This window comes from Desulfofundulus thermosubterraneus DSM 16057 (genome assembly GCF_900142025.1).
GTDB classification, from domain to species: Bacteria; Bacillota; Desulfotomaculia; order Desulfotomaculales; family Desulfovirgulaceae; genus Desulfofundulus; species Desulfofundulus thermosubterraneus.
The window spans coordinates 1-10,842 of the sequence record NZ_FQZM01000064.1 but is presented as its reverse complement, the minus strand read 5'-3'; the positions used below and the strand labels follow the sequence as shown (position 1 = coordinate 10,842).

Genomic DNA, 10,842 nt, shown 5'->3' with positions numbered 1-10,842 from the left:
CACCTCGCGGGGATCAGGATAGCGGCCTGATGGAGCAGGTGGTGGCCAGGGAGAACATGCTGTCCGCCCTAAAGCGGGTAGAGCGAAACGGAGGCGCGCCCGGCGTAGATGGCATCCCGACCGAACGGCTTCGGGACCAACTCCGTGCCGAATGGCCGCGCATCCGATGAGCTTAACCGAACGCTATCAAAGTCTTCGTCAAGCTTGGTGAACCGCCGGATGCGGACCCGCATGTCCGGTGGTGTGAGAGGACGGGGGCTAGCCGCCCCCTCCTACTCGATTCCTAGAAGCTTTCAATGTTCTCCATTTTTGTCTCGCACAAAGGCAAGGGCTTCAAAGAGCTTTTGCCTGAAGCGGTAAGTATCCGCATGTTTTGCATGGCCCAACCAGCTCTGTACTGTAGCATTAATCCGCTCAAAGCTAATCTTGCCCTGGCTATACAGCTTTTGGAAACGCTTTAAGGCTCGTTTGATCCGTTTTGTACTTCTTTTTCTCAACAACCTATGGTCTGGCCAAATGCGGTATCCTAGAAAATCTACTCCCTGAGATATAGGAAAAATCCCTGACTTACCATTCAAACGCAAACCCAGCTTATCATCTAGAAAGGTTTCAATCTCCTTTTTTACCTGCCACAGTTCGGTCTTGTTGCCGCCGATGATTACGAAGTCATCCATATACCGAACGTAGAATTTAACCCGTAGGACCTCTTTAATGAAGTGATCGAGCTGGTCCAAGTACACATTAGCCCATAATTGACTGGTCAAGTTTCCTATCGGCAACCCCCTTGGATCGGGATCGTTTGTATCAACCCAGCTGGAGAGTATCTCTTGGATCAGCCATAAGGTGTCTTTACAGGCGACGGTTTTCTTGATAATAGCCAATAAAGTGCTAGGTCTAACGGATGGGAAATATTGGCTTATGTCACATTTGAGGCAATACGGCTTTGGCCACAACCGAGTAGCTCTTCTGAGAAACTCTGTTACCCTGTCTGCGCCGGCATGGGTCCCCTTTCCTGGTCGACAGGCATAGCTATCATAGATAAATTTACGTTCAAAAAGTGGCTCAATCACATTACACAAGGCATGTTGTGCAACCCGATCCCGAAAGGGAAGAGCGGCTATCTGCCGAGTCTTAGGGTCGTTAATGTAAAACTTTCGATAAGGACCTGTTTTATAGGTCTTCCAAATCAATTCATTCTGCAACTGGATAAGTTGGCTTTCCAGGTTGTTGGTGAAGATGAGGACTTCCGGCTGGTACCTGTGACCCCGCCTCGCTTTGAGATAGGCCTCATACAGGTTTTGAAAGTCATAGACTTGTGGGTATAGGTTCTTATAAGTCCTCATCTTCATCCTCCAAACTTGGGCCTGGCTCCGGCTTTCGTTTCCTACTTGCCGGGACAGGCGTTTTTTGTTTTTTGCCGGCCAGACAAGCTGGCGCGACAAGGAACCGGGTTCCTTTGCCTGCGCACTGGACGAAACCCCGTAGGGTTTCGACTTCTGGCTTGCCAGGCAGAGCGGCGCGGAAGCCGATGTTGATGTTCGCGTTCGACGGCGGATTGTTCAGGTTGAGGGCGAAGCCCGACCGAGCGTTCGAGCCATTGTTCCAGTTCCCACCACGGAGAGCCGCGCGTTGCAACCCGGCCCCTGCAAAAAGCTTTAGCGCATGGATTTCATCCATCCGCCAAGCATTTTGCCTATCTCGTTAAGCATTGCAGCCCAGTTTTCGTATTTCTTGAACGGTAGAAAGCCGAGCTGCATGGCTAACCGTATAAGCGAGCGCAGGTAATCGAGCTCCACATCCATTTCCTGAAACGTGGTCTTTTTGTAATACTTCTTGTTGGCAGCGATAATGAGGTTGAGGAGCCTATACATCGACTTTTTAATGTCAGCCGCCAACGTGTAACGCTCACTTTTAGGGAACTGGCGAAGAGCGGTATAGCCGTAAGCAATCATGTCTTCGCACTTTTGTCTTATTTTTAACTCCTGCATTTCTCCTACCTCTAATTCGGATTGGGGGCTTCGCTATCGCTCCGCCCCCAGATTACCAGAATTTCAGATTTCAGATTATAAACTTAAAGCGGCGCGGAAGCCGAGGTGGATGCCCGCGTACCACGGCGGAATGTCCAGGTGGAGGGCGAAGCCCGACCGAGCGTACGAGCCATCGGCCCAGTACCCACCACGGAGAGCCGCGCGTTGGCCCTTCCACCTGGCCCAATAACCATCTTTCCACTCCTCATTTCCACTGGCGTTTACAGAGGCAGGCAAGGCCAGGGCAGCCAGCTCCGGTTCAGTGCGCATCGTGAGAAACTTGCCGAACTGCCATGCCCCATAAGTGGTATCCGTCGAAGCCGCGTCATTGTTACTCATCTGGGGCGAAATCTTCGCGATCCCCACGCCCTGGGCGTGGGCGGCAACGGTCGAACCATTGGCCCCCCGGCTGGCCGTGATGGTGTTGCCGCTTACGGCCGTGATGGTAAGCTGCTCGTTCTCGCACTGCAACACGTCACCCACGGCCACCCCGGCGCAGCCCGGCCCGAGCATCAGGTCGGAAATGGTGAACGTCGCCGGGTTCGTGGTGTTGTTCAAGCCACCGTCGGCCACCTTCGCGGTCCAGCCGCCGGGGATGACGCAATAGTCCACTATGCGCTCCACCACCGCACCGTTGGAGTGCGCGCTCGCCGAGGTACCCAGCTGGCCGCGCTGGCAACCCGTGAGGGTGTAAGTGCCATTGCCGTTGTCCACGAATGAACCGTAGATGACGTACTCATCGGTGTTCGTTCCCTCGGCCTTTATCAAGACCAGACCGTTGCTTGCCGGCCACAGTTCCGGATTTTGCACGTTGCCGATGACGATCGCCGTGTCCGTGGCCGTGATGCCGTCCGCGTCGCTGATGGCCGCGGTCAGTATGGCCCGGTAGCGGCCGCAGTCGATAACGAAATCCATCCACTCCCAAACGTTGCCAACCCAGTCGAAAACCCCGTTGGCCATGCCGTTGTGCGACCACGAAAGAGGACCTGTTCCGGTGAGGCACCGCGAATACTTGCGGTTGGGGGAGTACTGCTGAGTGTAGCTCGCCACCGTGGGGTCGGCAATCCCGTAGTACTCCCAGAGGTCCGGGTCTCGATAATCACGTCCCCAGCTGTTGTTGCCCCGAATATCGTGTCCCAGCAGCTTAATCAGAAATGCGATGGTCGCCGCTTCCTTCATGGTCACCAGATGGCACTGGCGCCCGTTGATGATCCGGTTCGCGCAGGCCACCTTGCTGTTGTTCTGGTCAATTTCCGTCCAGGGCACCACACCCTGTCGCGACACGGCCGCCACCAGGCCGGGATTGTTTGCTGGGGTGCTGCCCCGGCTGGTGCTGGTCGCGTCGGGCTGGCTGCACGGGTACTTGTCGATCAGAAACCCACCGAGGAGCAGGTCCTGGGGCGGGAAGGCCCCGCCGTCCCAGATTCCGGCCGGAATACGGAACTTGGGGATGTAAATCATGTCGGAGACGACGGTCACCCCGGTGCCGTCGGCCTTCGAGTTATGCACCATGCGGACCTCGCGGGTGCCGGCAGCTATGCGGTCCCGCAGGGCAGCCAGGGACAATTTGCTAACATTTGCCATTTACTCCACCTCCGGTAAGGGGAATACAGTAATCTGGACATCATTCAGGTCCAGCGGGCGCTCCACCATCTCCATAATGGGCTGCCCATTCTCATCGGTCATTCCGGTAGGCCGGCTATCAAACTGCCGCTCCGGCAGAACGGCTTCCGCCAGGAGCCAGTAATGGTCCCGGTAAAGGTCGGTGCTTAGGCTGCCATCCTTTTCTAAATAAAGTCTGAACGAACCACCCTGAAATGGCGTTAGGTCTATAGTCCCGCCGGTACACTCACCGCCCGGAAAGCGGAAAGCCGCCACCACCAGGTGATGGGGGGAAGCCTGGTCGATGGATATAACTTCATTAGGCTTATTGGGGTCGTGTTGAACTATCATCTTCTTATTCCTACCTCCTTACGTCATGAGCTGATACCGGAAACTTCCGGTAAAACCGCCTGTGTTGTACACGGTGAAGGCGTTGGCCGCCTTGGCAATGAACACGTCCCCGAGGTCGCCGCCGGTATCCTGGAGCGTCACGACGTTTACGATGTAATTGGTGTGACCCAGGTTGTGGGTTATAGTGCGTCCGCTGGTGCCATTGAAAGTGCTCTCACCTTGCAGCGTTTGCGTCTCCAGGGCGTCCAGTCGCGCGTCCAGATTGGCGTAACCACCCCGGGCCGTGGCAATCTCACTTTTCAGCGCATCCTGCTCCTGCTTTAGATACAGGGTGCGATTGGCAAGTTGTTTGTGCGGCAAATTATCTATGCCGTTTGGCCCGCCCTGGACGGGATCTGTCTCCTCGATTTGATATACGCCCGCTTCCCAAGTAGCAGCTTCCGTTAAATTAGCCATTTATCAACCCCTCCAATGACTTCAAGATTAAATCAGAAGAATATTGTCCATTGGCCTTCAATAGCTAAGTCGCTATCCTTGTCGATCGTTTTTCCGCCTCGCGTACGTCTGGCAAAAAGTGTCCCATTGGCGCATAACAATCCAAACTCGCGGATGGATAGCCCGTTTGCCTCACTTTCCAGCAGGGTAAAATCAAATCGTACCTGAGTGGCGGTCGGATAAGATACTGCTGATATTGGCTTGATGAAGGCATTTTGGATTGCCGTATCTCCAGGCGCCGGGTCAGTCGCGTTGGTCCCAAAGGCCACGCGGTTAACATTCAGACCTGCCTGCCCTCCGATAAGCTTTGCCATAACACTGCGGCCGGCATCCACCACCAGGTTTTCATCTTCCCAAACCTCCATTAGCCTGCCCTTGCGATAGATTCGCAAACGCAGTTCTCCTTTAACTGGCGCTTTTTCGTTAAAACGCAAGCTTATTCTCTGTTTATGTTGCTCCAACGTTCTCACCTCCAAGATTAAACCGCCACCCGTCGGTAACCGCGGCGGACAATGATCACCATATCATCCGGCACCATGATCGGCCGCCTCAAGACGGTGCCATCATGTAAACCTCCGGATACACCGTATTGATCAATCCCATCATGCATCGCGGCCAAGTCCCCGTACCTGGCCCGGGCCTCAAGATACCGCCTGGCGCCGTCCCGGAACCACAAGGCATCATGCCTGGCAAAGGGACGGCGCAACAACATGCCATGATGTTTCCAGCGCAGCCCACCCCCATCGTGCCGCAGGCGGTCTCCACCGTAGAGATAGTGCCCGGATGCCATATCCCCCAGAGAAAGCTTTGCAACCACTGCCTCCGGTTTGTCCAACGGGACCTTGCCGTGGTACCTTTGCCCGCTATAACGGTCCCCTCGCCAGTCGTAATACCCTGCAAACTTGTGATAGATACTGCCATCATGAAGGGGCTGTTCCGGAGCGCCGTGAATTGGATCGCGGCCTGGGTAGACATCATTCGCAATTACATTGACCTTGCCGACAACCTGATCACCTGGAAGGTCAAAGTTATCAACCCCTTGCCATGTGAGAGCATAGCCTGCGGCTTCTATCGGCGCCGGGCAGGGGCCGTGATATAACCCTTTGTCCCGGTAGAAAAAGCTTCCGTTGCGCCTCGGCAATTGCGTGACAGGTTTGTCTTTAAGGGAGACCTTTGCCTCGAAAGCTTCCAGTTTATCCTGCAGCGTGCCACCGTACCTGTGCCGCCCGTCTCGCCGGGGACCCCAAAAGCGGGGAAGATGATCCCCGTATGCGCTTGCCCCGTTCCTGGGCGCCCTGGGCCGGCGTGAGTACCGCGACCGGTACAAGACTGCGCCAGTTCTCTGTGACCAGAGAAAAACTCCGTGGGCCAGGGTTTCACCCGCAAAATGATCGGCCAGGCTTAAGCGCGATACGGGCTCAATGGCGTCTGCCGTCTCCGGGGCAGCATCAGTCAGGCGCAGACTGGCCGTAGCCGCCGATCGGTCCAAAGCCGAAGCCCCCGAATACCACAGACCAAGCCGCTGCCATCCATCGCGCGGAGTAAAAATGCGCGGGGCATCAGCCAACTGAACCAGTGCCTGTAAAGATGCTGATTCATCATTGCACTGGTGCAGAATCATTCCGCCCGGCACAAGACGGTTATGAAGCGCTTCTGAGTCATGCAGAAAACTGGCATCGTGGATTAAAACTTTTCGGTACCGTACTTGCCCGCTGTGCCGGAGCCCGGCTCGTAAGAACGATTCGCCCGGATTTATTCTAACAATGATCAATTTTTCATCTGTTATTTGCTCGAGCTGATCATTTAAAAACAACACGAGTTCAAGGCCACTTAAGGCCATATGCGCTGGCTTTGTTTTTTCAATAATCCTTTTTATCTCCTGCTTATCGGCATCCCTCAAATCGCGCCAGTCATTTATGCCAAAGCGGACCTTAAACATCGCCCACTGATTGCCTGTGCGCCAGCCCCCGGAGTACGTCTGCGCAGCGTTATGAAGAGGCGGCAGACCTAATGACTTAAACAGCTCAACAATTTCAGAACCGGGGAAACCAATTACCGCTAGGGCCTTTTGTAAGTCCGCTGGCCGCATTCCCTCCGTACAAAGTAAAGCCGAAAATATACGCGCCCGGCGTATTTCAACAGGCAGAGATTCTCCTACGGGAAAGCCAAGCTGACGTTCCCAGTGTTGCAATCCCCAGGTAGCAGTCTGGACAAAAAGTTGATCAATAACATCCTCACGAAAGGTAAGGATGTCGTCTATCTGTTTTCCTACGGCCCTTAAAAATAGCTCTATGGGTGGCGTTAAAAAACTATCCGGCAGTTCCGGCAGCTTTTTTTCGTAATAGCTCACCTAAAAATCACTCCACCGTAATAATTCCAGGAATGGCCATTTCCGTGGCACCCAACAAAATGTTTGCGGCTGGCTGGTTGATAGAATAATCCTCCACACCATCAACATCGTGGATAGCATTGCCAATCCCCGTCAGGTAAACTATTCCCCCAATGGGTACCCCTCTTATGTACCTCTCGATACTGCTTTGCACAAGCATTCTTAAGGCGCTTATATCCACTCCAGAACGAGGAATCAGTTGAACGTCAACATCAACCACCCGGGGAACTGGTCCCAGCACCCGTACATTTGCGCCTACCGGCCTTCTTTGTTCGATATATTCCTGCACAGATACAACCAGATCTTGGCCGGGTATCCCTTCCGAAGACGTAATTAGTACGTCAACCGTACCTGGCCCACGGGCAAGAGGAAGGCATTTCGCGGTTGCCACCCCGGCCACGCTTTTCGCCCAGGCTTCATAATCGGCCGCCGTACCGCCCCGGATCGGAGCTCGAATTCTCTCCAGCAGCCGCTGGCGCAAACTCTCATCATCTTCTGGATCAAGCCCCCCGGTAAGCCCCCCCTCGCCAACCTGCACCGTCTCTATCAGCGGGATGGCTACGCCCACCTGCCTTAAGAGCGTACCGGCCGGCAGGTTATAGGCGCTTCCTTCGGAGCTTGCCATAACTTCCACTACGACTGACTGTTTATTTTGCTCGAAGGTAGCATCCTGGGTAGTCTCATAAGTTAATTTATCGGCCGATTCAAACTTCGTCCCCGCCGGGATGAGCTGACTAAAAGGCGCCGGAGTGCTCCTGCCCAAAACAAGCAACCCTCCCGCTTTTGCTCCCGGCAGGCGCTCCATCCCGTATTCCCTGGCCCTTCGATCCAGGTACTTCCCCCTCGCCCTGTCGATAAAGAACCTATCCGGCACCTGGTCAAGCATATACCAGCACTCGTCTAGCCCCTGCGCTACTTTCTCAACAATTGTCCGGGCAAGTGATCCAGCGTTAAAGTCTATTATGCCGGCAGAAACTAACTCATTAAAAATTTCCTCTACTATCTGCTCATAATTCTTAGGAAAGGCCACTCAAAGGAACCTCCCACACCAGATTGGCCGCGGTTTGCTCGCTAATCACCTGGTAGGCAATATTAAACCTGATCAACCGTTCACCTTCGTAAAGATAGGGAGTAATCTTAATCGCCCTGATCCGCGGCTCCTGCTCCAAACATTCCTGTAGGGCCGCACATACTCTGCCTACCCATACTTCATCTATATTTTCCCCTATGAGCTCCCAGGCCGGGTTTCCGTATTCCGGATGGCTAAACAATGCTCCTTTTGGCGTAGCCAGCCGACGCTTGATCGCGGCTTCCAGATTAGCCAGTCCGGTTATACATCCAAAGTCACCCCGCAGGTTAACTTCTCCGCTTAAATCGCTTCCCAACAAAGACATCCTGTTTAAGCCCCCTACAATCTAGCGGCTACAACCCCGTTATTTACATCTCCGTTAAGAAAGACAACCAGAACTTCGTCGCCAACCTTAAGCGTACCGTAAGCAATGCGGCGAAGGGCAAATACTTCAACCGTTCCCTGATGGCCCAAGGCGAAAGTATGACCGATTCCAGGATGCGGTTCGTCTATTCCTAATTTGTTCAACGGATCAATCCGGACTTCTGTAAACTCTGCACCCTCTCCCTTTATATCTTCTTCAATGAGCAGATTGGTAGCTACAGGTATCCATCCTGTCTCGATTCCTAAAAGCGGCAAATAAGCTTTGGCCTTTCTTTCCTCAACGTTTAAACTAGTTATTATTCCAGCCTGCGGAAAAGCGCCCATTTCATCACCCTCACATCTTTTTCTCCTGGTAGTTATAAAGGTCCTGGCGGTACTGTTGCGCATCCTGCGGGCGTACGTTGGTTAAGCTTAAGTCTACCACATACCCTTCCGCACCGTATTGATGTATTGCCCGCTCAATGTAATAAACGCCTGAAAATCTGCCAAAGCCAATCATATCCACGCGCTTCTCGGCCAGCAGTACCGGGTCACCGACTACGGTGACCTCTGCTGTAATTACCGACCGGGAGAGTTCTTGCAGGCGTTTCTTAGCCTTTTCCTTCGCCTGGGCAGGGCTTTTTACTGATGCATCGTAAATAATGCGCTCCTTAACCCCACCCATTTGCTGGATTAAAAAGGCATCTTCAGCGGAACCTTCGATCTTTTGTTTTTTTGTCCAGTGGCGAACGGTGACCTTGTTATAAACCCCCACGCCGGAATCTTCAAACTCAGCCCGGACCACATTTGCTTTCCAGGCTAAACGAGCAACTATTTCCTCTTCCGTACGCGGGGCAAAAACCAGTTCCTTTTCTTTTTTAACATAACAAACGTATCCTTCTCGTTCGGCCAAAAGTTGCAGCTGTTCCCACTCGCTACCATCCTGAAATAGTTCCTTTTCCAAAACGTCAGTAGTCGGCACAATTTTTGCTCTTAAACCGTACTTGGCAGCCAACATCTGAGCGATCTGGGCACTGGTGCGCTCGGCGTAGGCTATTGAGTACGCCGTATCAATCAGCGGTGCAGAATAATCTCTGCACAAAAGTGTGACTGTTTCTCCTTCACCTTCAAAAACCGGTCTAACTGCGTCTATCAAGCCTCCGAAGCAATAGGAAAGCTCATCTAGCCGCCAATAACTGGCATTTTTAACGTACCCCAGGTATAACTGCACTTCCTGCTTTTTTCTAAGGTAATCCGATAACCTGTCTTCGTTTTTCAGCTTAACTTCCAGGCTATCAGCAGCCAGGTAAAGTGTGTTTTCCCACCGGGCAGAGATTAAATCAAAGGGCTTAACCAGATTACCCTCCACTACTAAACATGCCCGAGGCGTACTCACGCCGGGATCACCAGCTTCTGACCAATCTGCAGTTTGCGGGGATCGGAAATATTATTTGCCTCGGCAATTTCTTTCCAGCGCGGGCCCGCACCCAAATATTTCTGCGCCAGCGCCCACAACGTATCGCCGGCAACAACAGTGTGCTCCTGTTGCGGCGTTGCGGGTGCCGGCGGCGGCGCGTCTTGATTTCCACCCCCGGGGGCTGGTTGCGCCGCTGGTTGTGCCTGCGGTGCGGGCGCGACTACAACAGGAGGGGGGATAATTGCTACCAGCTCAATCTGGTAATTTACCCGGTCCCTTCTTACCAGCTGCCAGTCAAACCGCCGTATCCGAACCGTTTTATTTAGCTCTGGATATCCTGGGAGAAGGAGCTTTGTTTCCTTCCCAGAATCCTTTAATTTTTCCAGTTCGATAGCATCATTATAGGCAGACTCCCCAATGAGACTTCCTTCCCAGGACATTACTGTTTCTTCTTCGCCCATATCTTGCTGGACCGGCGGGGCGCCCGGAATGTTTATTGTTGCAATCCGCCGGGGATTAGAGAAGTTAAGCTGCTGCCTCGGCGGCAAACTTAACCTTACCTTGCCGATTTCAACGCTCACGTACGCCACGCCCCCCTATTCCTTCTTGGATCGCGGCTACTCAGATAGCGATCATGCTTTTCAAGGTAACGAATAATCTCAGGTCCGATTTTCTCAACGATGCGTCGGACATTTTCATCGGCCGGCTTTGCGCCTTCCAACCTGACGTTAACGTTTATTTCCGCCTTGCTGTGAAGGAACTCGCCTGGCGCCCCCGTTGGTTTTAAATGCATTTTGGGCATCATCGCCGGGGGTGCCGGCACACTGGCAGGCAGGATGAAGGCCCCCACCGCGGGCTTGATCTGCCACATAGCCGCCGGGATCTCCGGCAGGGCAGGGGAGCTTACCTGGGAGATAATTTGCCAGGTGCTCACCGGCAGCTTTGGAAATGCCGGGCTGTCCACCTGGGACTTGATCTGCCAGTAACCGGCCGGTAAAGCCGGATAAGTGGGTTTTTCCACCTGGGGCTTAATCGCCCACATACCCCCTGGTATTTCCGGCAAAACAGGGACTCCCACCGCGGGCTTGATCTGCCACATAGCCGCCGGGATCTCCGGCAGGGCAGGGGA

Annotated in this window: 14 protein-coding genes; all 14 read right to left on the bottom strand. The window is 53.6% G+C overall.

Features of this window, described 5'->3' with window-relative positions; genetic code table 11:
• Nucleotides 1-293: 293 nt before the first annotated feature.
• Nucleotides 294-1,343 carry a reverse transcriptase/maturase family protein gene (locus tag BUA65_RS16685; RefSeq protein ID WP_072871401.1) on the bottom strand — a complete coding sequence of 350 codons (1,050 nt, stop codon included), beginning with the start codon at nt 1,341-1,343 and terminating at the stop codon, nt 294-296.
• Nucleotides 1,330-1,677, bottom strand: coding sequence for a hypothetical protein (locus BUA65_RS16680; RefSeq protein ID WP_114281523.1), 348 nt, complete (start codon nt 1,675-1,677; stop codon nt 1,330-1,332). The genes BUA65_RS16685 and BUA65_RS16680 overlap by 14 nt, the downstream gene beginning before the upstream one ends.
• Nucleotides 1,656-1,988, bottom strand: a complete 333-nt coding sequence (gene avd / locus BUA65_RS16675) for a diversity-generating retroelement protein Avd (protein WP_072871395.1) — start codon at nt 1,986-1,988, stop codon at nt 1,656-1,658. Before avd ends, BUA65_RS16680 begins: the two co-directional genes overlap by 22 nt.
• A 75-nt stretch (nt 1,989-2,063) precedes the next feature.
• Nucleotides 2,064-3,611 carry a hypothetical protein gene (locus tag BUA65_RS16670; protein WP_072871393.1) on the bottom strand — a complete coding sequence of 516 codons (1,548 nt, stop codon included), beginning with the start codon at nt 3,609-3,611 and terminating at the stop codon, nt 2,064-2,066.
• Entirely contained in the window at nt 3,612-3,980 is a 369-nt protein-coding gene (locus BUA65_RS16665; protein ID WP_072871390.1) for a hypothetical protein, read from the bottom strand. It abuts the gene before it with no gap.
• Nucleotides 3,981-3,998: 18 nt separating this feature from the next.
• On the bottom strand, nt 3,999-4,436 hold the full coding sequence (locus tag BUA65_RS16660) for a hypothetical protein (RefSeq protein WP_072871388.1): 438 nt from the start codon (nt 4,434-4,436) through the stop codon (nt 3,999-4,001).
• Nucleotides 4,437-4,468: 32 nt separating this feature from the next.
• Nucleotides 4,469-4,936, bottom strand: coding sequence for a hypothetical protein (locus BUA65_RS16655; protein ID WP_131821546.1), 468 nt, complete (start codon nt 4,934-4,936; stop codon nt 4,469-4,471).
• Nucleotides 4,937-4,953: 17 nt separating this feature from the next.
• Nucleotides 4,954-6,825: a putative phage tail protein gene (locus BUA65_RS16650; RefSeq protein WP_072871384.1), complete on the bottom strand. Its 1,872-nt coding sequence runs from the start codon at nt 6,823-6,825 to the stop codon at nt 4,954-4,956.
• Nucleotides 6,826-6,832: 7 nt separating this feature from the next.
• Nucleotides 6,833-7,894, bottom strand: coding sequence for a baseplate J/gp47 family protein (locus tag BUA65_RS16645; RefSeq protein ID WP_072871382.1), 1,062 nt, complete (start codon nt 7,892-7,894; stop codon nt 6,833-6,835).
• Nucleotides 7,881-8,258, bottom strand: coding sequence for a GPW/gp25 family protein (locus BUA65_RS16640; RefSeq protein WP_072871379.1), 378 nt, complete (start codon nt 8,256-8,258; stop codon nt 7,881-7,883). Before BUA65_RS16640 ends, BUA65_RS16645 begins: the two co-directional genes overlap by 14 nt.
• 14 nt (nt 8,259-8,272) lie before the next feature.
• On the bottom strand, nt 8,273-8,641 hold the full coding sequence (locus BUA65_RS16635; RefSeq protein ID WP_072871376.1) for a hypothetical protein: 369 nt from the start codon (nt 8,639-8,641) through the stop codon (nt 8,273-8,275).
• Between the two features lie 10 nt (nt 8,642-8,651).
• Nucleotides 8,652-9,665, bottom strand: coding sequence for a phage late control D family protein (locus BUA65_RS16630; RefSeq protein WP_242656375.1), 1,014 nt, complete (start codon nt 9,663-9,665; stop codon nt 8,652-8,654).
• A 23-nt stretch (nt 9,666-9,688) separates the two neighbouring features.
• On the bottom strand, nt 9,689-10,294 hold the full coding sequence (locus BUA65_RS16625; protein ID WP_072871371.1) for a LysM peptidoglycan-binding domain-containing protein: 606 nt from the start codon (nt 10,292-10,294) through the stop codon (nt 9,689-9,691).
• Nucleotides 10,291-10,842, bottom strand: a 552-nt coding sequence (locus BUA65_RS18435; protein ID WP_207543927.1) for a hypothetical protein, incomplete at its 5' end; no start/stop codon positions are given. The genes BUA65_RS18435 and BUA65_RS16625, both read right to left, overlap by 4 nt.

Bases quoted from the DNA above. Each gene is read 5' to 3' on its own strand.
- BUA65_RS16635 (WP_072871376.1), bottom strand. From the start codon at position 8,641: ATGGGCGCTTTTCCGCAGGCTGGAATAATAACTAGTTTAAACGTTGAG.
- BUA65_RS16685 (WP_072871401.1), bottom strand. From the start codon at position 1,343: ATGAGGACTTATAAGAACCTATACCCACAAGTCTATGACTTTCAAAAC.
- BUA65_RS16670 (WP_072871393.1), bottom strand. From the start codon at position 3,611: ATGGCAAATGTTAGCAAATTGTCCCTGGCTGCCCTGCGGGACCGCATA.
- BUA65_RS16660 (WP_072871388.1), bottom strand. From the start codon at position 4,436: ATGGCTAATTTAACGGAAGCTGCTACTTGGGAAGCGGGCGTATATCAA.
- avd (WP_072871395.1), bottom strand. From the start codon at position 1,988: ATGCAGGAGTTAAAAATAAGACAAAAGTGCGAAGACATGATTGCTTAC.
- BUA65_RS16640 (WP_072871379.1), bottom strand. From the start codon at position 8,258: ATGTCTTTGTTGGGAAGCGATTTAAGCGGAGAAGTTAACCTGCGGGGT.
- BUA65_RS16665 (WP_072871390.1), bottom strand. From the start codon at position 3,980: ATGATAGTTCAACACGACCCCAATAAGCCTAATGAAGTTATATCCATC.
- BUA65_RS16680 (WP_114281523.1), bottom strand. From the start codon at position 1,677: ATGGATGAAATCCATGCGCTAAAGCTTTTTGCAGGGGCCGGGTTGCAA.